This window comes from Paenibacillus sp. B01, assembly GCF_009649995.1.
In the GTDB taxonomy this organism is placed as follows: Bacteria; Bacillota; Bacilli; order Paenibacillales; family Paenibacillaceae; genus Paenibacillus_O; species Paenibacillus_O pasadenensis.
This window is the reverse complement of sequence record NZ_CP045802.1, coordinates 5,401,902-5,423,311: the sequence shown is the minus strand read 5'-3', so window position 1 is coordinate 5,423,311 and position 21,410 is coordinate 5,401,902. Positions and strand designations below refer to the sequence as shown.

Below are 21,410 nucleotides of genomic sequence, written 5' to 3'. Positions count from 1 at the left end.
CTGAGATCTTTGGACAGCCCTGTTTGCGAGCAGGATCGGGTGGGAAGACGAGATTGCATGGCTTGCAGCCTCTCCGAGCCGGACGATGCAGAAGGATTACGTTCGCGCTCGAGCAGCTGCCGGACGCTGCCTCGACCTTCTCGCCTACGGCCGCCGCACAGAGCCGTCAGTCAGCTCTACGCCTTCGGCGCTTCCAGGTTGACGACATCCCCGCTGTAGGACACCGTCGCCTTGAGCAGCTCGGTGAACAGCGCGAGCGGCACGGTCAGCCGGCCTTTGCCGTCTACGACAGGGGCCGCCCCGAGCCGGACCGGAGCCGACTTGTCGACGCTGTAGCTGTCGAGTCCTTTGGATACGGCGGTCCACGTGTCGCCCTTGCTCAGCTCAAGCGTGCTCGTCGCGGCGGTCCACTTCGTCTTGTAGCCGAGCGCTTCGGCGACCTGGCGCGCCGGAATCATCGCGACGCCGTCCTTGCTTTGCGTCACGCCGATGCCTTCGAGAGGCTGGCCCTGCACCTGAACGGCGAGCACGGGCTCGGGCAAGCCGGCTTCCGGCAGCGCGATCGGGAATTCCGGAGCTCCGGTCGCATACGGCGCGATCTCATAGGGCTGGAACACGACGCGCGCCTTGCCGCTCGAGATGTAGAACGGCTGGTCCTCCTTCACGCCCGCGAATCCGTCCTCGAAGTACAGCTCGGGATGGGCCGCGATCTGGCGCTTGATCTCCTTGTCGACATGCTCGGCGTAGTCCTCTCCGTAAAGCGTCGCCAGCGTCATGTACGAAGCCTCGGCGCCGTTCGCGACGTTGTACGTATCGATGCGGCTGATGCCATGGGCGCCTCCGCTATAGATGTAGGTATTCAGCTTCAGGGAGAGGAAGCCCCCGTCCACGAGCGACTCGCTGCGGGCGGCGGAGAACTGCAGCTTGATCTCATGCTTATGGAATGGATAAGATTCCTTCTGCGACGAAGCCCGATCCTCCTCCGCCTGCCTGGCCACCGCCTCGAGGTCTTTCAGCGCGGCGCTTTCGAGGATGCCGTTCAGCTGCTGCTGGAACTTGGCGTCCTTCAAGCCGCTCACAACCGGGATGTACAGGGAGGCCTCGTAGGCTTTCGTGCTGCGGACGATCTTCTTGACGGAAACGGCCGGGTGGACGGCTGTCTCAGCCGGCGCCGGCGTCGCGGCCGCGGCCGCGGCAGACGGGGCGTGGGAGCCGAGCGCCGCGCCTCCGAACAGGGCCGTTCCGGCCAGAGCGAGCATCAGCCTCCGGGCATGCTTTCCTTTTTGCGTACGAACGTTCATGATGCATTCCTCCTCCAACCGTGGTTGCCTTTTCTTTTCTTCTCTTCTTTTATCCTAGACTGCTTCGGCCGCCATAAGGTTACAGAAGGGTAACGTTTTGTCGAACGCCGTCAGCGAGGATCGGTCGAGGCGCCGCTTGCGCCGCGCGGCGTTCGGTTCAGATGGGGCGCGGAAGGGTAAAGTAAGGCTGTATCTTAGGAACCTTCAGGCAAAGGAGAGAATCATCATGGCAAAGGTAGCTTTTTTGCTCGGACCCCAGTTCGAGGACAGCGAGATGCAGGCCCCTTATGAGGCGATCCGGGCGGAAGGTCACGAGACGGTAATCATCGGCCTCAAGGCCGGAGAGAAGCTTGAGGGCAAGCAGGGCAAGGCCAGCTATACGACGGAGCTTGGCATCGCCGACGCGAAGCCGGAGCAGTTCGACGCGGCGGTCATTCCCGGGGGCTCCTCTCCGGAAGCGCTCCGCAACGACCCGTCGATCCAGTCGTTCGTACAGCGGCTCGACGAGGAGAAGAAGACGATCGCGGCGATCTGCCACGGTCCGCAGATTCTCATCAGCGCCGGGCTGGCGAAAGGCCGGACGCTGACCTGCTATCCGCCGCTGCGGGACGATCTGGCGAATGCCGGCGCCCACTATGTCGATCAGGAGGTCGTCGTGGAAGGCAATTTCGTCAGCTCCCGCACGCCGGAGGACGAGCCGGCCTTCATCCGCGAGACGCTCAAAAGCATCGGCTCCCGCGTCAAGCAGTCGTCGCGCTGAGCACGCGCATTCCCGCCGCCGGACAAGCCGCTTCCTGCTGCTGTCCGGCGGTTTTTCGCGTTCATTTGCATGGAGGAGGCATTTTGGGTACGATGGAGAAAGCTGTAGAGGCGCGGCCGAAAAGCAAGGCTGGCGCGCCTATTTTCCAAAGGGAGTGCCGATGCCCGTATGAACCTGTCGATCCAGATCTCGCCGCTGTGGTCCTTGCTTATCCCGTTGCTCGGAGGGCTGGCGGTCATCATGGTGCGCGTCCGTTCCACCCGCAAGCCGACGACCTTGCGCAAGATCCTCATTCCGCCCCTCGGCATGGCGACCGGTTTTTTGATGTTCGTCGTTCCCGAGACGCATATACCGCTCCTCTGGGCGCTTTGCGCTTTCGCCGTCGGCGCTCTGCTGTTCTCCATCCCGCTTATCCTGACGTCCAAGATGGAGTTTGTCGGCGAAGATGTCTACTTGCGCCGCTCCAAGGCGTTTTTCTTTCTGATCCTTATTCTGCTGGCGATTCGTCTGGTGCTTCACGACGTCGTCGAGCAGTACGTTTCGGTGCTGCAGACCGCCTCGCTGTTCTTCCTGCTGGCGTTCGGCATGCTCGTGCCTTGGCGGCTCGCGATGGCGTACAAGTTCCGCCAGCTCCACCGGGATCGTGCCGGCGCTTCGCTGTCCTGACTGCGGCGGCGTCTGCTCCTGCGCAGGACGAGGCGGGCCCTGTCCGGTTCCTTCCGAGCCGATCGCCTGGGACTTGCCCGGGCAGGCCGGGCCGTGCTTTTCTGGATTTCAGAAAAGCACGGCTTTTTTCATCGGCGGACAGCGCCGCTCGGGACAGCCGGCAGCGGTTTGCCCTGGGCGATCCATGCGGCTTCGACATCCGGGGCGATGCGTTCGGGCTCGAAGCCGAGATCCTCGAGCATGTCGAGATCGCGGCTCCACTCCTGACCGGCCGTCGTCAAGTAGTCGCCGAGGAAGATCGAGTTGGCGGCGTATAGCGCCAGCGGCTGCAGCGAGCGGAGCGTCAGCTCGCGTCCTCCGGCGACGCGGATCTCCTTGTCCGGACAGACGAAGCGCAGCAGCGCCAGCAGGCGCAGCGCATCTGCGGGAGAGACGCGCTCGCTGCCGCCCATCGGCGTCCCTTCGACCGGATGGAGGAAGTTGACCGGAATCGAGTCCGCCCCAAGCTCTCGCAAGGCGAATGCCATCTCGATCCGATCGTCGATCGTCTCGCCGAGGCCGGCGATGATCCCGGAGCAGGGAGAGAGGCCCGCTTCCCGGACTCGGTCCAACGTCTGCAGTCGGTCTTCATAGCTGTGCGTCGATACGACCTGGCCATGATGCGCGGCGCTCGTATTGAGGTTATGGTTGTAGCGCTGCACGCCCGCCTCGCGCAGCTCTGCGGCCTGCTCGGCCGTCAGCTGGCCGAGGCAGGCGCAGATCTTGAGCGGCAGCTCCGCCTGGATGGCCCGGACCGCCTCGGCTACCCGCGCCGTCTCCCGTCGGCTTGGGCCGCGGCCGGAGGCGACGATGCAAAACGTGCCGACGCCTTGGGCATACGCTTTGCGGGCGGCTTCCAGCATCGCCTCGGGGCGGAGCAGCGCATAGCTGGCGATGTCGGCGCTTGAGACGATCGACTGGGAGCAGTACCCGCAGTCCTCTGGACAAAGCCCGCTTTTTGCGTTCAGGATGCGGTTCAGCTTGACCTTCCGGCCGAAATGATGGCTGCGAACGCGGAAAGCGGCCTGGAGCAGCGGCAGCAGCTCCAGGCGGTCGGCTTCCAGGACAAGGCGCGCCTCCTCGCGCGAGGGCGGACTCCCGGCAAGCGCTTTGTCGGCGAGCTTTTCCCAGAGGGACGGGCCATCGGCAGCGGAAACGGGATGCGGCATGGGGAACCTCCTCTTTTGGTTAACCGATATTATATATTTTTTAGTTAACTAATAACAGCTATTGTAGCAGCAACTTCCATAACCTGTAAAGGCGTCGATTGACTTTAGGAGGCTTGAATGCTAAGCTGAAGTCAACGTGTTAGATTGTATGCAATGTATAGAGGGGGAGTCCATCCCATGACACCTTCACGTCCGCCGCGCCCGAGCGCCGATCAGCCAGGCGCGGCGGGCCGGGCCCCGAGCCCTTCCTCGGAAGGGCTTGGAACCGGCGCAGCAGCAGGAGCGCTCCCGCTGGATCTCCAGCTCTGCTTCGCCCTTTACGCCTGCTCCAAGGAAGTGACGAGGCTGTATCGTCCGCTCCTGCAGGAGCTGGGCATCACGTACACCCAATATGTGACGCTGCTGGCGTTGTGGGAGCAGGACGGGCTGCCGGTCAAAGGCCTGGGCAGCCGGCTTTATCTGGACTCCGGGACGCTCACGCCGCTGCTCAAGAAGCTGGAGGCGGCCGGGCTCGTGAATCGGATCCGGGACGGAGCGGACGAGAGGGTGCTGCGGGTGTACTTGACGGAGCAGGGACGGGCGCTGCAGATGCAGGCCGCGAACATCCCGCAGGAGCTGTGCCGCGTGCCCGGCATCGACCTGCAGGAGCTGGAGGAGCTGAGGGTTCGGCTGCAGTCGCTCCATGGACGGATTCATCATCAGGTTGAGGAGGAGAGTTCAGATGGCTATCGTCACGAACCATAAGCTTGAAACGCTCGGAGGAGAACCGGCGCAGCTGGCCGACTACGAGGGCAAGGTGCTGCTCGTCGTCAACACGGCCAGCAAATGCGGGCTGACGCCGCAGTACGAGGAGCTGCAGGCGCTGTACGAGAAGTACAAGGATCAAGGCTTGGTCGTCCTTGGCTTTCCAAGCAATCAGTTCGGCGCTCAGGAGCCGGGCTCCTCGGATGAGATCGAGGGCTTCTGCAAGGTGAACTACGGCGTCAGCTTTCCGCTGTTCGCCAAGACGGATGTCAACGGCGCGAACGCCCATCCGTTGTTCCGGCAGCTGACGGCGTCAGCTCCGTTCCAAGGCTTCGACGACTCCGACAAAGGCCGCCGCTTCGCCAGCATGTTCAGCCCAGAGCAGCTGGAGAGCGACGACGTGAAGTGGAACTTCACCAAGTTTCTGATCGGTCGCGACGGCTCGATCGTCGGCCGCTTCGAGCCGAGCGTGCAGCCGCTGGATATCGCCCCGGCTATCGAGGAGCTGCTTTAGGCGGACGAGCCGACGCTTTGCTTTCGAGGCTCCGCTCTGCGAATCGAGCCGCGGATGCCGGCACCGATCCGCGGGCCGACTGGACCTTCGGGCGCGCTCAAGAGCAATCCGGACGTCCGGACGGATGGTCTTGCATCGCCCTGCCCCCTTATATCAGGGGGCTTTTTTGTGTACAATAGTAGGATATAGGTCATAGAAAGGTTGGGTGGTCGCATGGATCCGAAAAATCCTCCGATTTCTAATTTCATACGCGCAATCGTCGCTGACGACGTGGAGAGCGGCCGCACGCAGCAGGTCGCGACCCGATTTCCGCCGGAGCCGAACGGTTATCTGCATATCGGCCATGCCAAGTCCATCTGCCTGAACTTTGAGGTCGCCGATGAATTCAAGGGACGCACGAATCTGCGATTTGACGATACGAACCCAGTCAAGGAAGACACGGAATATGTCGAGTCGATTCAGGAGGACGTCCGCTGGCTCGGCTTCGAGTGGGAGGAGCTTCGGTTCGCGTCCGACTACTTCGAGGAGTTCTACGAACGGGCGCTGCTGCTCATCCGCAAAGGGCTGGCCTATGTCGACGATTCGACGCCGGAAGAGATGCGGGAGCTGCGTGGCACGCTGACGCAGCCTGGGCGCAACAGCCCGTACCGAGACCGCAGCGTCGAGGAGAACCTGGACCTTTTCGGCCGCATGAGGGCAGGCGAATTCCCGAACGGAGCCCGCGTGCTGCGCGCCAAGATCGACATGAGCTCGCCGAACATCACGATGCGGGATCCGGTGCTGTACCGAATTTCCCACGCTCATCACCATCGGACCGGCGATGCCTGGTGCATCTATCCGATGTATGATTTCGCCCATCCGCTCAGCGATGCGATCGAGGGCATCACGCATTCCATCTGCACGCTCGAGTTCGAGGATCACCGTCCGCTGTACGACTGGGCGATCGAGCAGTGCGAGATGGAGTCGCGGCCGCGCCAGTACGAATTCGGCCGTCTCAATCTGACCAATACGGTCATGAGCAAGCGCAAGCTCAAGCAGCTGGTCGACGAAGGCATCGTCGACGGCTGGGACGATCCGCGCATGCCGACGATCAGCGCGCTGCGCCGCAAAGGCTTCACGCCGGAGGCGATCCGCACGTTCTGCCGCGAGATCGGCGTCGCCCGCGCTTACAGCATCGTCGACGAGCAGATGCTGGAGCATTTCATCCGTGAGGATCTGAAGCTCAAGGCTCCGCGCACGATGGCGGTCGTGCGGCCGCTGAAGGTCGTCATCACCAACTACCCGGAAGGGCAGGTCGAATGGCTCGAGGCGGAGAACAACAATGAGAACGAAGAGATGGGCACGCGCCAGATTCCGTTCTCGCGCGAGATCTACATCGAGCAGGACGACTTCATGGAGAACCCGCCGGCCAAGTACTTCCGCCTGTTCCCAGGCAATGAAGTCCGGCTCAAGCACGCCTACTTCATCAAGTGCGAGGAAGTCGTGAAAAATGAAGCCGGCGAAGTCGTCGAGCTGCGGTGCACCTACGATCCCGAGACGAAAAGCGGCACCGGGTTTACCGGCCGCAAGGTCAAGGGCACGCTTCATTGGGTCGAAGCCTCGCATGCCGTTTCGGCGGAGTTCCGTCATTTCGAGCCGCTCATCACGAGCGAGGCCGAGGAGGGCGACAAGACCTTCCTGGAGTGCATCAACCCGGATTCGCTGCAAGTGCTCGGAGGCTTTGTCGAGCCCGGCATGAAGGAAGCGGCAGCCGGAGACAAGTTCCAGTTCTTCCGTCACGGCTATTACAGCGTCGATCCGAAGCTGACGACTTCCGAGCGTCCCGTTTTCAATCGCGTCGTCTCGCTGAAAAGCTCGTTCAATCCGGCGCAAGCCTGATCTTTCCAACATGATGAAGAAGCCGTCCTTTCCCGCGATGAAGCTTGCGGCGATCGGGCGGCTTTTGGTTATTCGCGGCGGAAGCCTCTGCTCTCTAGAGCAGAGGCTTCCGTTTCTTCTCTCCATGAGAGGGTCTAGCTTTCTCCTCTGAACATGAAAAAGCGGCCCCGAAGGGCCGCTTTTTTGCTGGCTAAGGAAGGATTAGTTCGAGAGGCCAGCGATCGGCAGATAGCGTGCGATCATCGTTGCCGCTTCAGCACGGTTAGCAAAGGCGTTTCCTGCGATCGCAGTCGAGGATTGGCCGTTCACGATGCCGGCTTTCACAGCAGCGGCGACCTCAGCTTTTGCCCATCCGAGGATTGCCGTATCCTTGAATCCAGCCAGAGCTGCGTTTGCATCCGCATCCGACAGCTTGATGGATTTTCCGGCGTACTCCGTCGCGCGAACGACGATAGCGGCTACCTCTTTACGAGTGATTGGCGCGTTCGGGTTGAAGTTGCCTTTCTCGTCCCCAATGACCAGGCCGATTTCAGCAGCAGCAGCTACCGTGCCGGCATACCATTTGGTGGAGATGACGTCGTTGAACTTGTAGGTCGACGACGTTACAGGCTGTACTCCCAGCGAACGGATGACCAGCGCTGCGAATTCCGCACGCGTGATGCCGCGTTTCGGCTCGAACAGGTTTTTGCCCGTACCTTCAACGATCAGCTTCTCGGAGAGGGACTCGACAGCGTTCTTGGACCAGAACGGCAGCGCGTCATTGAAGCGAGCCGTCTTGCCTTGAATCACCGTGTAGATGGAGGAACCGTCACGCTTCAGCGTAGCGATCGTCTTGTCGTCTGCCTTGGCGAACGTGCTAGGCACGAAGCTCAGCTCTTTCGCGGTCGGGTTGAACAGGACGCCTGCAGCGCTTGGCGTAGCGGCCGAAGTCAGAGGAATCGTACGTTGTACGAGTTGTCCGAACTTCTCGATCGGGAGCTCCTTGCCGCCGCCGACAGCTACAACTTTGAAGTCGTAAGCGTCAGCCAGCTGCGTCGCGCCGACTGCTTTCACGGCATCGTTGACGGCTTTCGCCGCATCGCCTTCAAGCTTCTTCATTTCCACGCGGATGACCAGATCTTTCAGCTCGACCCCGAGGGATTTCGCCAGATCAGCCAGTTTCAGCGCAGCAAGCGGAAGCGTGATGGATACGCCGGCATCGTTGTAGATGGTCAGCGTCTTGCCGTTCAGCAGAGCGTCGGCAGGCAGATAAACCGTGTCCGTAGTCGTTTTGATACGGGCGTTTTCGTCTGCTGCCAGAGCTGCGATCAACCGGTCGCGGTTAACTTTGCCGTCAGCACCGATGATGTCACCGCCGGTCACCGGAGGAATCCCTGGGAAACCTGGGAAGCTCGTGCCATTCGTGACTCGACCGTATACAGCGCCGCCTACGGCGCTTTTATCGCCGTATTTGAGGGTGTAGTAAGTAGAGTAAGATACCGTAGAGTTGATGGTGTAGAGATATCTGCCGTCGGCGGTGTATGTACTGTAAGTCGCATAAACCGTAGTTCCGACAGTGTCGTTTTCTCCATACACTTGAATCGCGATGCGATTTTGGTCATCAATATACACGTCTTTGGCAATATAAGAATCTGCTTCGACGTATACGGTACCTGTTACACGACTATCCGTAGCGGACAGGTTCTCAAAGTTCGAGGCCGCGAAGGCGAGCACCGGAGACAGAGCGGATACCATCATCATGAAGACGAGCAAAGCCGCAGTCTTTTTTGTTACAAGCTTTTTCATAATTTTCATTTCACCTCCTTTCGAGAAAATAAATGGAAATCAAAAGGGCAGTAAGAATCCTTGTGATTCTGCGCTTGCAGATCACTGTTCTTGAAGCTATGCAACTCGTTTCCCTCCTTAATGCCTTTAGTAGAACTCTTTCTCGGGAGTCCTGCAGAGATAAAAGCTATTATAAGCAAGAATCCCGAGAAAGAAAAGGGCCTTTGTGGTAATTTTGTAAAACTATCGGGTATTCGGTAGTATCCTGTCGATGAGTGTAAAAATCAGGACGCTATGAGCTGATTAACCAGCTTTTCCTCGTTTGAATCCGCTTGAATCAATTTCTCTTTCAGAGCGTCATCCTTCTGTCCCAGCTTTTCCAAGGAAGCGATGTAATAGCGGACAGTAGAGCGCGAGGTCCCGGCAGCCGTCTGAGCTTCTTGAGATTCATCGGCTGGGGTGAGAGCATCGCCGATAGACGGTTTCAATACTTCTACCGCTTCTGCAAAACGTCCGGAGTGGAAGTCGACTTGTCCCATCGCTTGGCGGATGGTCGTCGAGATGTCGAAGCGGCGGCCTTGCAGCTGCTCCGGCGGCAAATCCTTGAGCTTGTCGGTCCTCGATACGACTTCCTCGTAAAGCTCGGAGGCGCGACCCCAGCTCTGTTCGTAAGCAGGATCTTCATTGCCGTGTTCATTCAAGCCGAGATCGGCATACTGCTTGATTCCCATTTCGTAGAGCGTAATATCCCATGGGAACTTGACCAATCCGTCTTCGATGATCGCGATCGCTTCCTTTACGTTTCCGGCCAAAAGACGGTTGTTGTATTCAGCCTGTATGATTTGACGCTCGTACGGGTCATGAAGTTGCGCTTTTTGAAGATTTTTTTTAGCTTGGTCTAAATAGTCGGCATTTTGCGTCTGCTGATAGACTTGCGTCAGCCAATCGGCCTTGACCAAATAGTATTGGGTATTGGAGGGGGAAAGCGAGATCGCTTTGTCCAAAGCCGGGAAAATCTGGTCAATCGACGCTTGTTGCTGAGCAAGGGCGCGAGCCTTGTCGAACTGGATATAGGAAGCATAGAACCGGTAGGCGAATACGCCGACAAGAATGGTCAAGGCAGCCAATACAGTCGGATAGAGCCGATTGAAGGCGGTCTTTTTCAAAGTGAGTTTAGGCAGGGACAACTCCTTGTCGTAGACGCCGATCATGCTGCCGAGAGAGAAGAAGACGATGGCTGCGATGGAAATATAGCTCATGTCGAAGTCGAAGAAGCTATGAAGCAGGATGGAAACGGTGAAAATATAGTAGATGAGCTGGCTGCCGCGCTTCTCCGGATGGCGGATCCAGCTGCGGACGAACAGGAAGTAAGCGAGCGCGAACACCGCAAGGTGAAGAAGCAAGCCGATCCAGCCTGTTTCGACGAGCAACTGAATGAGATAGCTGTGGGCCTGGTTGCTGGTATAAGGGTTCGACTGATATTGCTGGTAAAGGGCTTGCCAGCCGCCCCCCCCTGCTCCGAACAGCGGATAATCGGCCGCGATGTCCAGACCGTTTTCATAAAACGTCGCCCGCTCGAGCACGCTATGCTGCTTGAAGCTGATGTTCTCCAGGCGGTTGGCCAGGTTGGCAGGGAGCAGATCCCGCACAGCGGAGCTGGACAGGACGAGCGCGGCACCGATGACGGCTAGAACAATCATTGCGGCTGGAGCGGCGAGATAAGAGATCTTGCGCTTGGAAAATGATTCAAGGCCGCGTTCTAAAGCAGGCTCGATCCACCGATTGACTGCGAGCACAAGGAGCATGGCGACAAGAGAAGCGCCGAGGAGAGCGCCCCAGCCCGCCAGAGCTTCCGAGCTGAAGAGCGGCATCAGCTTTTCAGGTGGGATCTGAGATCCGCCTTCGTTGAAACGGAGCACTTGCTGAGCAATCGTGAAGGCTTTTGACTCGACGACGCTCAGTACGGCAAAGGAAACGCCGACGGTGATGAAAAGATGCAAGACGTAAACAAGCTGTTTGCTGACCTTGAGAAACGGCATCGTCAGCAGGACGGCTGCCGGAATGACGACCAGCGCGGCGCGCGAGTAGGTCAGCATGAACGACACGAATACCGGGACGAGCATGAACGCATGGATTCCGATCCAAAGGCGTTTTTTCGCATGAGTCGTGTAATAGGCTGCCGCCAGCAGGATGGCGATCAGCAAGGCGGCATATGTATTCGGATACTGGAAGACAGAGGTCATCCGATAAGTGCCGAGCTGGAACCAGAGCGCGTCGGGGTACCAATATTGGCCGAACAGGTTGAGGATGCCGAACCAGACGAGCACGTAGCTGGTCAGGATCAGAATGGTCTCGAGCGCAACTCTCGTAAAGCGGTTGTCGTTATAATAGAGACCGAAGACAAAGAAGGAAGCGAGCAGGCAGCTGACCATCATCATGATGTTGGCTGTATTGTCGGAGGCGGCTCCGATGGAGGAGATGGCGAAGCTGAGCGGGAGCAGCCAGATGGCGATGGACAGGATCGCTTTCCAGCTGTTCATGGTCCAGACCTTGAACAGGTGCACGGACATGAGGAGCACGAAGCAGAGGGAGTAGATTGAGGCGCCGATCAGCTTCTTCTCGAAGTTGAAGTCATACCCGTTGAATAAGCCGGCTTTGAACGTATACATCAGGAAGAAAATGGCCGCCATGAGAATCGCTGCCCACTTTAGCAGGGATACGTCAGATTCTTCCTTTTTGATGTACTTGGGTGGTGAAGGTTGTCGATTCATGGTAAACTCCTTTTTATCAAGTCTGGGCTCTACAGTTATTTTAATTGATTTTCATTTGTTAGACAGTACTAAATTCTCAATTCAGTTCAAATGTAAGATCGTGAGGTAAAAGTCGTGAAAATGCTGGATATAGTACTCGTGACCTATAATTCAGAAAAATGGATTTCAAATTGTTTGGATGCTATTAGTAGTTCTACATATCCGGCAGAATGCATTTATATCACCGTAGTAGACAATGGCTCTACGGACAACACTGCTTTCATCTTAAAAAAATATCAAAATGAAAAACTTAAACAATTTCAGATTCTTTTTCAAAAAGAGAATTTAGGTTTTGGAAAAGCTAATAATGTGGGAGTTCGCCATACAAGTCAAGAGTTGGTTTTCTTTTTAAATATTGATACTGAAGTTGCTCCTGATGCAATCGCCGAGCTTATGAATGCTGTTCAAACGTCTTCTCCCGATGTCGCATTGTGGGAATCTAGACAGTTTCCATATGAGCATCCGAAACGTTACAACCCTGTCACTCTTGACGTGTCCTGGGCAAGTGGAGCTTGCATGCTTGTGAGGAGGGATGCGTTTTTAGAGATAGGAATGTTTGACGAGAACATTTTTATGTATGGGGAAGATGTAGATTTAAGTTGGAGACTTAGACACAAGGGATATAAGCTTCGTTATGTGCCGAAAAGCGTCGTATTTCATTATACTTACGATAATGCAAATCAAGTTAAGGAAACCCAATTTTATAATAGCGTATATGTTAATTTGATGCTTCGATATAAGTTCGGGACTGCGCTTGATGTAATGAAAGGGTATGTACTAATGCTGGGATTGCTGGGTATAGGGGGCCCCTCAACTAAGCATCACGCTATTACGCTAAGCCAAATTTACAGAAGTTTTGGAGAAGGTCGAGTTTTTAGGGCTTGGAGGGGAAAGCAGAATGTTGGCTCCTCTTTTCTTCCTAGCTTTAAGTTATGGGATTACGAGGTGAATCGAGAAGGGGCTTTTTATTTTCATAAAAAAGTCGAAGAATTTCCCCTGGTTTCAATTTTGATTCGAACATGCAATAGGCCTCAAATGTTGAGGGAAGCTTTGATCAGCTGTCGGAACCAGACGTACCCCAATCTGGAGATCGTAATCGTTGAAGACGGCGAGCCGAAATCAAAAACACTTATTCAATCTGAGTTTCATGATCTAAATATCGTCTACACAGCAACCGGAACTAGGGTAGGCCGTTGTAATGCAGGGAATATCGCGCTTCAAATGGCGTCCGGAGAGTGGTTCAACTTCTTGGATGATGATGATCTTTTATTTGCAGATCACATTGAAGTGCTTGTTCGAGGAGTTACGGAGCAGAGAGGAACGGCGGCTGCTTACTCCACGAGTTTTGAAGTTCCGACTAAAATCCTTTCTTTAGATCCTTACCGTTATGAAGAGCATCTCTACTTTGTCCAACATAAGCAGCCTTTTGATCTAGCTACCCTAATTCATCACAATTATTTTCCGATACAAACCGTTTTGTTCAACCGATCGCTCTACGAGGAGCTTGGAGGCTTTGATCCGAATCTTGAGGTTTTAGAAGATTGGGACTTATGGTTAAGGTATGCTTCGCATAGGCCATTTTTCTTTGTTGACAAATTAACTTCTCTCTACCGCGTCCCTGCTGAAGGCCATACAAACTCAGAACGGCAACGGTTACTTGACTCTTACCTTGATATAGTTAGAAGGAAGCATATGAATGAATACGTAAATGTGACATTTAGAGAACTTTTCGAGCTCTATGAAATTAAGTTCTCGAAGCAATTTTCTTCTAGGTTAAGAGCTGTAGGTCCGCGTGTTTTATTGCATAAAGTAAAGAAAAAAATCTATCGTCAAATAAAAAGAGTTTTAAGCTAGCATATTCAGGGGGGATGCGAAATGAAGGGAATCATATTAGCAGGAGGAACCGGTTCACGTCTTTATCCACTGACTAAGGTTACAAATAAACATTTGCTTCCCGTAGGTAAATATCCTATGATCTTCCATTCGATTGCAAAGCTTAAGGTTGCAAATATCTTGGATATATTAATTGTAACCGGCAAAGAGCACATGGGCGATGTCGTGAACCTCTTAGGAAGCGGACATGAATTTGGCGTCAATTTGACCTACAAGGTCCAGGATCAGGCAGGAGGAATCGCTCAGGCTCTTGGCTTGGCTGAACATTTTGCCGATGATGATCAAATAGTCGTCATCCTTGGGGATAATGTATTTTCCGATTCAATTTCGGAATATGTAAACAACTTCCGCAGTCAACAGAAAGGCGCTAAGATCCTCATCCAAGAAGTTCACGATCCGCAACGCTACGGCGTGCCCGAACTCGATGGTGATCGAATTGTTTCCATCGAAGAGAAGCCGGCGCAGCCGAAGAGCAGCTATGCCGTTACAGGCATCTATATGTATGACAGCAAGGTGTTCGACATCATTAAAACTCTCCAGCCTTCCGGCCGAGGAGAGCTTGAGATTACGGATGTCAATAATGCCTATATCAAATCCAACTCTCTCTCATATGATATTTTAAGAGGATGGTGGACCGACGCGGGTACGCATGCCTCCTTGACCCATGCAAACGAACTGGCTAAAGATCTCGTTTTTGGGGAAGAGTTCGGCAAGCTCAAGCTTTAAGCAATGAGAAGAAGAGAAAGGATGGTGTTTTCTTGAACGTTCACGAGACGAAGCTGCCAGGGTTGAAACTTATTGAGCCAGCCGTTCATGGAGATCACCGGGGCTTTTTTGTCGAAAGCTATAACGAAGCCCGGTTTCATCAAAATGGCATCAAGCATGGCTTCATTCAAGACAATCATTCCCTTTCCGCAGAGGCGGGTGTCCTCCGCGGTCTTCACTATCAGCTCAACCCCAAAGCCCAAACTAAACTCGTCCGCTGCACAGCCGGAGCGATCTATGACGTGGTCGTCGACATCCGCAAAGGTTCTCCTACTTTCGGCCAGTGGCAAGGTTTTATCCTGAGCGCAGCCAACCATCGTCAGCTGCTCGTGCCGAAGGGCTTCGCGCATGGCTTCTGCACCTTGGTGCCGAACTCCGAGGTTCAATACAAGGTGGATGAATTCTACTCGGCGGAACATGATCGCGGCATTGCGTGGAACGATCCTGCGCTCGGAATCGATTGGCCGGTTCGTAAGCCGGTGCTCTCTGATAAAGACGGGAAGCATCCGGTACTGGCCGATGCCGATATCAATTTCACCTTTGAAGGCTGATTCCAACGAGAAAGGAACGTTGCCACTGTGAAGCTGCTTGTTACCGGCGGAGCCGGATTCATCGGGAGCAATTTCGTGCTGTATATGGCCGAAAAATACCCCGAGTATGAAATCATCAATGTCGATGCTCTAACCTATGCAGGAAATCTGGAAAACCTCAAATCGGTGGAAGGCAATCCGAAGGTCCGATTTGTAAAAGCCGATATTACGAAGCGAGATGAGCTGGAGCCGCTGTTCCAAGCCGGAGTCGATGTCGTGTCGAACTTCGCGGCGGAGTCCCATGTCGACCGCAGCATTCTGGAGCCGGATGTCTTCGTCAAGACGAATGTGCTCGGCACGCAGACGCTGCTGGAGCTGGCCAAGCAATACGGCGTGCAAAAGTTCGTGCAAGTCTCGACGGACGAGGTGTACGGCACGCTCGGAGAAACGGGCCTCTTTACCGAGGAGACGCCGCTCGCCGCCAACAGTCCTTACTCGGCCAGCAAGGCGGGAGCCGATCTTCTGGTGCGCGCTTACCACGAGACATTCGGGCTTCCGGTGAACATCACGCGCTGCTCGAACAACTACGGACCGTTCCAATTTCCCGAAAAGCTCATTCCGCTCATGATTCAGAATGCACTGCAAGACAAGCCGCTGCCTGTGTACGGAGACGGGCTCAACGTACGCGACTGGCTGTATGTCGAGGATCACTGCAGCGCGATTGATCTCGTCATTCACAAAGGCGTGAACGGCGAGGTGTACAACGTCGGCGGACGCAACGAGCGGAACAACTTGCAGGTCGTCAAGACGATCCTTCAGGAGCTTGGCAAGCCGGAAAGCCTCATCCAGTTCGTCAAGGATCGGCTTGGACATGACCGGCGTTATGCGATCGACGCCGACAAGATCCGCAGCGAGCTCGGCTGGACGCCGAAGCACGACTATGAATCCGGCATCCGAGCGACGATCCGTTGGTATTTGGACAACGAGGAATGGATGAAAGGCGTGCTCAGCGGAGCGTACCAGCAGTATTACGACATGCAATATGGAGATCGGCTGCAGCAGCCGAATGACAAGGCATGAGCGCTGGCACGCAGAAGCCATTGAACATCCTGGTCACTGGCGCGAATGGGCAGCTGGGAAAAGAGCTTGCGCTGTGGCAGCCGGAGGATGGGCTGAACATCGTCGGTCTTGGCCGCGACGAGCTCGATATTACTTCGCTGGAGCAATGCAGGAAGGCCATGGAAGAGTTCAAGCCGGACGTGGTCATCCACTGCGCCGCTTACACGGCTGTCGATCAGGCGGAGACGGATCGGGACGGCGCCTATCGGGTCAACGCGGCGGGGACTCGCAATGTCGCTTTGGCGGCGAAGGAAGTAGGAGCCAAGCTCATTTATGTCAGCACGGATTATGTGTTCGATGGTCAAGCAGAGCGTCCTTATGAAGAGTACGATCTGCCGAATCCCAAGACTGTGTACGGAAAATCAAAACTGGCCGGGGAGCAGCTGGTGCAGTCGCTGCATGACCGCTGGTTCATTGTCCGGACGTCGTGGGTGTATGGCAAGCATGGCGCTAATTTCGTCAAGACGATGTTGAAGCTCGGGGCGGAAAAGGATCGCCTTTCCATCGTGAGCGATCAGTTCGGTTCGCCGACGTATACGAAGGATCTTGCCGCGCTCCTGCTGGAGCTGGCGCGCTCGGAAGCTTACGGCATCTACCATGCCTCCAATACGGGCAGCTGCTCCTGGCATGAGTTCGCACAGGCGATTTTTGAGGAAGCCGGTCTGAAGGCGCAGGCCGATCCGTGCACGACGGAGGAGTTCCCGCGCCCCGCGCCAAGGCCGAAGTTCTCCATCATGGATCATGGGGCAATCCGGTCAAACGGATTTAATGATTTGCCACATTGGAGACAGTCTCTGGGGGAATTTATTTCTTCTATTTAAATCCATACTGGCGTATTTAATACGCCAGTATAATCTTTGAAAAGGGAACGTTGCCTATGGTTCTAAACAAAAAGTCATTGTTGTATATATCGTTGATTTATGTTGCCCTACTGGCGATTCATCTGCAGATTACCCTTTCAGACGGGAGTGATGATATTCATTTTGCCAATATAGAAGGATCCCTATTTGAGTGGATTGCATATCGATACCAAAACTGGTCTAGCAGGCTGTTTTCCGAAACTTTATTTTATCTTATTCTAGGGCATGGTGTATGGTTTTGGAAATTATTTAATCCTCTAATAATATTTCTTTTAAGCTATGCGATGATCAGGTTGCTGAAGAAAGAAGTTGATTTAAAAGATTTCTTGCTATCTTTAACTTTGATTGGGTTTTTGAGCAAACCAATTTTAAGTTCATCTTTTTTTTGGATTACTGGTTCATTAGTATATCTCTGGCCAATAACTATTGGATTATTTGTTTTAATCCCTTATTCAGATCACTTGTTTAGGGGGGAGGCCAAACTAAGTTTCAAAAAATTTTTACTCTTTCTTTTTCTAGTTGCTATGTCATGCTTGTCAAATGAACAAATGATCCTATGTGTAACAGCATTTGCAGTTCTTACACATATTTCCAGAGCGATAGAAAAGAAAAAACAAGATAAATATTTATTGGTTTTGACTTCAGCTATGGTTATTGGGCTGATCTTTGTGTTAACAGCTCCTGGAAACGATCTTAGATTTGCGAGTGAGGTCAAGTCCTGGTATCCAGGTTTTGATGATTTATCTTTAAAGGATCATGTATATGTAGGTGTTATATGGATGTATGATAAACTATTTAATCAAATGAATATTTTGATTACGTTCACTTCAGCTGTGATTATCTGGATTCTGTTTAAAAACGGGTGGTATGAAAAAAAGAATATACTACCTTATATATTTCTGGTGTTATTCTCCATAAACATCGCCATGTCTCTTACCGAATTTTATGGATATCTGTTTCGAGATTTTAATCAAATAAAAAATTTTAATTTCCTTCACACTACTTTTGATGCTTCTGAATGGAATATTAAGTTCTTTTCTGCTTTGATACCATACATATTCTGGTCACTATACTTGATTTTATTAATGATTCTATCTATAAAGGTGTCGCATAAAAAAGTCTTATCCTTCTTTTTGTTCATGTCTGCTATTTCTGCGATGGCTGTCATGTTCTTCTCGCCGACAATTTTTGTTTCAGGTAATAGAGTGCTCACGGTAAGCGCCATTATTATTTTATTTTTAAATATAAAAATGATTAAAGAGAACGGACTTGATTTTCCGAAGCCGATGTTTTTATTAATATCTGTGTTCTCTGTTGTTAATCTAATTGAACTAGTAATGTGGTGGAATAAAGATGGTGTTTATCTGATCATGTATTAATAAAAAACGATAAAAACGATTATTTTCTTAAGTGAAAATAATCGTTTTTATTAATTGAGGGATGGTAGTAGGAAGTCCCAATTTAACATTAGAGATAGTTGACACTAGAAACGGGTTCATGAGCGGCTTCAAGAGAAACGGCGCAAGCCTGTCGAGATAAACGGTCGGTTTCTCGACGGTATCTTGAGCCGCAGCGTACAAGTACTTTCGAAAGAACGGCACATATATCCATCGGGAATTGGATACAGTCTAGTCCGACGGGGGCGATATCAAGGCATGTGCAGTTGCGTTAATTTAATGTAGGACGCAGTTGTACGCGGCAGTCCTAATGCCAGATCGTACGGCTGCTTCTTTGGAAATCTACTTCCCAGCTCGGTGTCTATATGGAATCTTCAATCCGCTACGAACGATCTGAGCTTGAAGCAATGAATCCACGATGCTACGATTTTAGAATTCCTCCGAGGATTGAAGATCTGCTTTGCGGGCCGATACCCGTCCTAGGAAGTAGCTCTAACTAGAACGTCAAATGGTTGGCTACGTAGGTACTTTCTTAGGGCATGAGTTCGCCACGGAAACGGTGGAGCAATTAAACGAAGCTCTAACGGCTCATCAAAGATCGCCCCGGAGAATGCCCAAGTTTAAAGTCCGATCCTCTTAATTTAAAAGCGATATTTACGGGTTAAGGCAAGCGTCATTAGAGTGAAAGCAATAAAGAGTAGAATCATATTTGCTCCACCCAGAAGTACAGAAATACAAAACTCCCATCTTCTCATGTCCATACCATAAGCAAAGCGGTGTGGATGGTAATGAGGAGGTATTAATTTAAGTCTTCTTTCCACGAATCTCCCGCCCATCCCGCCGTTCAGCACCATCCAGATGTTGAGCGCGGTCGAGAGGGTGAACCAGCCGGCGGCAAAAGACCAAAGGCGGCGCGGCGTCCAGCGACGTAGAGGATGGGGTGAGCCGGTGCCGGCGGCTGGTTCCGGGACAAGGACAATCCTCGGACTGGCCGTTGTGTCGAAAGCGGACGTTGTCTCGCGTCCCATCAAAAATGGAACCAGCACCAGGAACAGCATCGCCGGAACACCGTACCGCTCGTGGATCTCGGTCGGGAGCATGAAGAAGGCCAGGTTGATGAATGCGGAGGCCATCAGCAGGTGAACGGTGCGAAGCTGCTTCAGCAGCAGGACGTAGGCGGCGACGAAGGCGCAGGCCAGGCCGAGCAGGAGGAAGCCGAACGTCTTGTAGCTCATCCCGGCCGCCAAGGTGGTCGTGTCGTTCAAGGACGGATCTGTAAACAGGTGGTACCACAGGTTGAAGGCGTTCAGCGACAGCTGCGGGTACATGTCGGTCGCGCTCAAGTAGGCGGCCTGGACCATGTCGTCCAGCGTGCCGTTGGCGCTGAACCAGGCGGCTGTCAGCGCTAGCGGAGCCAAAAAGCCTGCCGCAAGCAGCAGCGGATGGGCAAAGTCCCGCCGCAGCATCCGGCGCAGCGCATACGCTCCGATAATAGGCGCGATGACGATCGCCTGGAACTTGCTGAGCAGCGCGATGCCGAGAAGCGCTCCCGCCAGAAACGGCTGGCCGACGAGCGCAAGTACGCCCAGCGCCATGAGCAGGCTATGGAAGACGTCAATTTGACCCCAGATCGCCCCGTCGGCGAGCAGCGCCGGATTCAGCGCGAGCGCTCCAAGCAGGAGCAGCTGCGAGCGCCGGGACAGCCGGCGGCGCAGGACGAGGGGCAGGATCGCCATGGCGAGCAGATCGAACAGGATCGGAAGCGCTTTGGAGGTCAGATGGGCCGTCTTGATCTCCAGCCCAAGGGCATTCAGCACATGGCCATAGCCCTCCAGGATCGCGATGAAAACGGGAGGGTAATTCTGCATGTCCGCATGTACGTAGGAAAGGCGGACGCCATGCTCCATCGCGCCTTGCATCCAGCGGATGAAGTACATTTGGTCGCCGACATAGCCGTTTGTATAGAGGCCGAGGAGCAAGCGAGCGGCAAGTCCGGCCAGGAACAGCCCGGCGGCCCATAGGCCGAAGGTCCGTGCGGACATCGGCTCGGCTAGAGAAGCGGCAGAGGAGGAAGAGGACAAGGGCGGGGGCCCTCCTTTCGGCAGGAAGTGGAGATGTCCAAGAATCCGGCTTATATGTCGGTATCCGGAATCCGGCATTAGGTACCCGGCATCCGGATGCCGGCACCCTGTACCTGATGATGTCGGAGAAAAAAGCGCGATGAATCCCTACTCCCTACTCCCGCCTCCGGTAAGCCCCGGGCGGCACGCCGTACTTTTCCCGGAACACCCGGTGGAAGTAGGTGTAGCTGCCGAAGCCCGCTTCGTCGGCGATCTGCTCGAGCGTGAGCTGGCTGCCGGCCATGAGCCGCAGCGCCAGCGCGAGCCGGACCTGCTGCGCATACTGCATGATCGAGCCGCCGGTCTCCTGCTTGAACAGATGCACGGCGCGCGTCTTGCTGATGCCGACATGGGCCGCCGCCTCGTCGAGCGTGAACGCCCGCGTCGCGTGGGCTTCGACGAAGTGCTTGAGCTTCATCGCGAGCAGCGCGCCCGGACCGCCTTTGGCCGGCGCTTCGCGGATCGCGCGCTCCAGCAGCAGGCACAGCGCCTGCAGCAGCGCCGACAGGATCTCGGGGCTGCCCCCGTCGAGGCGCCGGCTCTCCAGCGCGAGCTGATGCCAGATGCCCTGGATCTTGCCGTCGTCGGCGATCCGGGCGCGGCGCGGGCGTGCTTCCTGCTGCCACCAGCGGTCGAGCCACGACCCGGTCGCCATGAAATAATAATCCGCGCTCGCTCCGTGGCCGGGCTCATCCCCACCAGGGACGATGTCGATCTCATACGCCTCGCCCGGCGGAAAAAGCAGCAGCTCCCCCGGCAGCACGGTCTCCATCCGACCGCCCAGCAGGACGGACGCCTGGCCTTCGATCTGCAGACGGAACAGGTAGCACTCGAGCCCGCCGCGCATCGACTGCTGGAACGGCTGCTCATGCCGCGAATAGTCGCACAGGACGATAGACACCGCGGGCGCATCCGCAGGCGCCAGCGGCTTGACCGCAGGCGCGCCGGGAGCCGGGAGCGGTCCGTTGTACCAGGACATGGCGGGCAGCCACCTTTCTCAGGAAGGATTGGAGTGCCGAGCCGTGAGCGGCTTCAGGCTGGGGAATGCGGCGGCTGGCAAGGGGGTGGACGCGGAATCATC

At 54.7% G+C, this 21,410-nt stretch carries 17 protein-coding genes; 11 read left to right on the top strand and 6 right to left on the bottom strand.

Annotation, left to right across the window (positions count from 1 at the left end; all coding sequences use genetic code 11):
• Positions 1-176: 176 nt before the first annotated feature.
• Positions 177-1,301, bottom strand: coding sequence for a PdaC/SigV domain-containing protein (locus tag GE073_RS23245; RefSeq protein WP_101807597.1), 1,125 nt, complete (start codon positions 1,299-1,301; stop codon positions 177-179).
• A gap of 226 nt (positions 1,302-1,527) precedes the next feature.
• Between GE073_RS23245 and GE073_RS23240 the strand changes: the two genes are divergently transcribed.
• The gene (locus GE073_RS23240; RefSeq protein WP_028598913.1) at positions 1,528-2,061 is read left to right on the top strand and encodes a type 1 glutamine amidotransferase domain-containing protein; all 534 of its coding nucleotides are present in this window, start codon (positions 1,528-1,530) and stop codon (positions 2,059-2,061) included.
• Positions 2,062-2,229: 168 nt separating this feature from the next.
• Complete coding sequence (locus GE073_RS23235; protein ID WP_028598914.1) at positions 2,230-2,727, top strand: CcdC family protein; 498 nt, start codon at positions 2,230-2,232, stop codon at positions 2,725-2,727.
• A 128-nt stretch (positions 2,728-2,855) separates the two neighbouring features.
• Here GE073_RS23235 and bioB read toward each other — a convergent pair whose 3' ends face one another.
• The gene (gene bioB, locus GE073_RS23230) at positions 2,856-3,935 is read right to left on the bottom strand and encodes a biotin synthase BioB (protein ID WP_052333237.1); all 1,080 of its coding nucleotides are present in this window, start codon (positions 3,933-3,935) and stop codon (positions 2,856-2,858) included.
• A 177-nt stretch (positions 3,936-4,112) separates the two neighbouring features.
• Here bioB and GE073_RS23225 point away from each other — a divergent pair, with 177 nt between their 5' ends.
• From GE073_RS23225 to GE073_RS23215, 3 genes are all read left to right on the top strand, one after another.
• Complete coding sequence (locus GE073_RS23225; RefSeq protein WP_084137247.1) at positions 4,113-4,679, top strand: MarR family winged helix-turn-helix transcriptional regulator; 567 nt, start codon at positions 4,113-4,115, stop codon at positions 4,677-4,679.
• Positions 4,657-5,193, top strand: a complete 537-nt coding sequence (locus tag GE073_RS23220) for a glutathione peroxidase (protein ID WP_153784483.1) — start codon at positions 4,657-4,659, stop codon at positions 5,191-5,193. Before GE073_RS23225 ends, GE073_RS23220 begins: the two co-directional genes overlap by 23 nt.
• A gap of 213 nt (positions 5,194-5,406) precedes the next feature.
• Positions 5,407-7,071 (top strand): glutamine--tRNA ligase/YqeY domain fusion protein, encoded by a 1,665-nt coding sequence (locus tag GE073_RS23215; RefSeq protein WP_153784482.1) that lies wholly within the window; start codon positions 5,407-5,409, stop codon positions 7,069-7,071.
• A 201-nt stretch (positions 7,072-7,272) separates the two neighbouring features.
• Here the strand turns inward: GE073_RS23215 and GE073_RS23210 are convergent, their stop codons facing one another.
• Positions 7,273-8,865 (bottom strand): S-layer homology domain-containing protein, encoded by a 1,593-nt coding sequence (locus GE073_RS23210; protein ID WP_153784481.1) that lies wholly within the window; start codon positions 8,863-8,865, stop codon positions 7,273-7,275.
• 254 nt (positions 8,866-9,119) lie between these two features.
• Positions 9,120-11,606, bottom strand: a complete 2,487-nt coding sequence (locus GE073_RS23205; RefSeq protein ID WP_153784480.1) for an O-antigen ligase family protein — start codon at positions 11,604-11,606, stop codon at positions 9,120-9,122.
• 120 nt (positions 11,607-11,726) lie between these two features.
• Here GE073_RS23205 and GE073_RS23200 point away from each other — a divergent pair, with 120 nt between their 5' ends.
• The 6 genes from GE073_RS23200 to GE073_RS23175 are packed head-to-tail and all read left to right on the top strand — an operon-like array spanning position 11,727 to position 18,191.
• Positions 11,727-13,499 (top strand): glycosyltransferase family 2 protein, encoded by a 1,773-nt coding sequence (locus tag GE073_RS23200; protein ID WP_228551921.1) that lies wholly within the window; start codon positions 11,727-11,729, stop codon positions 13,497-13,499.
• Between the two features lie 21 nt (positions 13,500-13,520).
• Positions 13,521-14,264 carry a sugar phosphate nucleotidyltransferase gene (locus GE073_RS23195; protein ID WP_153784478.1) on the top strand — a complete coding sequence of 248 codons (744 nt, stop codon included), beginning with the start codon at positions 13,521-13,523 and terminating at the stop codon, positions 14,262-14,264.
• A gap of 32 nt (positions 14,265-14,296) precedes the next feature.
• A complete protein-coding gene (rfbC, locus tag GE073_RS23190; RefSeq protein WP_153784477.1) occupies positions 14,297-14,854 on the top strand; it encodes a dTDP-4-dehydrorhamnose 3,5-epimerase in 558 nt (185 codons plus the stop codon).
• 27 nt (positions 14,855-14,881) lie between these two features.
• Complete coding sequence (gene rfbB, locus GE073_RS23185) at positions 14,882-15,913, top strand: dTDP-glucose 4,6-dehydratase (RefSeq protein ID WP_153784476.1); 1,032 nt, start codon at positions 14,882-14,884, stop codon at positions 15,911-15,913.
• A 20-nt stretch (positions 15,914-15,933) separates the two neighbouring features.
• Positions 15,934-16,773, top strand: coding sequence for a dTDP-4-dehydrorhamnose reductase (gene rfbD, locus GE073_RS23180; protein WP_153784811.1), 840 nt, complete (start codon positions 15,934-15,936; stop codon positions 16,771-16,773).
• Positions 16,774-16,829: 56 nt separating this feature from the next.
• Positions 16,830-18,191, top strand: a complete 1,362-nt coding sequence (locus tag GE073_RS23175) for a DUF6056 family protein (RefSeq protein ID WP_153784475.1) — start codon at positions 16,830-16,832, stop codon at positions 18,189-18,191.
• Between the two features lie 659 nt (positions 18,192-18,850).
• Here the strand turns inward: GE073_RS23175 and GE073_RS23170 are convergent.
• Entirely contained in the window at positions 18,851-20,290 is a 1,440-nt protein-coding gene (locus GE073_RS23170; RefSeq protein WP_153784474.1) for a hypothetical protein, read from the bottom strand.
• A gap of 154 nt (positions 20,291-20,444) precedes the next feature.
• Positions 20,445-21,308: a helix-turn-helix domain-containing protein gene (locus GE073_RS23165; protein ID WP_052333241.1), complete on the bottom strand. Its 864-nt coding sequence runs from the start codon at positions 21,306-21,308 to the stop codon at positions 20,445-20,447.
• Positions 21,309-21,410 lie beyond the last annotated feature (102 nt).

What these genes read in the sequence shown, in the direction of transcription:
- GE073_RS23200 (WP_228551921.1), top strand. Translation starts at nt 11,727, where the DNA reads ATGCTGGATATAGTACTCGTGACCTATAATTCAGAAAAATGGATTTCA.
- GE073_RS23220 (WP_153784483.1), top strand. Translation starts at nt 4,657, where the DNA reads ATGGCTATCGTCACGAACCATAAGCTTGAAACGCTCGGAGGAGAACCG.
- GE073_RS23165 (WP_052333241.1), bottom strand. Translation starts at nt 21,308, where the DNA reads ATGTCCTGGTACAACGGACCGCTCCCGGCTCCCGGCGCGCCTGCGGTC.
- GE073_RS23235 (WP_028598914.1), top strand. Translation starts at nt 2,230, where the DNA reads ATGAACCTGTCGATCCAGATCTCGCCGCTGTGGTCCTTGCTTATCCCG.
- GE073_RS23205 (WP_153784480.1), bottom strand. Translation starts at nt 11,606, where the DNA reads ATGAATCGACAACCTTCACCACCCAAGTACATCAAAAAGGAAGAATCT.
- GE073_RS23210 (WP_153784481.1), bottom strand. Translation starts at nt 8,865, where the DNA reads ATGAAAATTATGAAAAAGCTTGTAACAAAAAAGACTGCGGCTTTGCTC.
- GE073_RS23225 (WP_084137247.1), top strand. Translation starts at nt 4,113, where the DNA reads ATGACACCTTCACGTCCGCCGCGCCCGAGCGCCGATCAGCCAGGCGCG.
- GE073_RS23195 (WP_153784478.1), top strand. Translation starts at nt 13,521, where the DNA reads ATGAAGGGAATCATATTAGCAGGAGGAACCGGTTCACGTCTTTATCCA.
- GE073_RS23175 (WP_153784475.1), top strand. Translation starts at nt 16,830, where the DNA reads ATGGTTCTAAACAAAAAGTCATTGTTGTATATATCGTTGATTTATGTT.
- bioB (WP_052333237.1), bottom strand. Translation starts at nt 3,935, where the DNA reads ATGCCGCATCCCGTTTCCGCTGCCGATGGCCCGTCCCTCTGGGAAAAG.
- GE073_RS23245 (WP_101807597.1), bottom strand. Translation starts at nt 1,301, where the DNA reads ATGAACGTTCGTACGCAAAAAGGAAAGCATGCCCGGAGGCTGATGCTC.
- GE073_RS23240 (WP_028598913.1), top strand. Translation starts at nt 1,528, where the DNA reads ATGGCAAAGGTAGCTTTTTTGCTCGGACCCCAGTTCGAGGACAGCGAG.
- GE073_RS23215 (WP_153784482.1), top strand. Translation starts at nt 5,407, where the DNA reads ATGGATCCGAAAAATCCTCCGATTTCTAATTTCATACGCGCAATCGTC.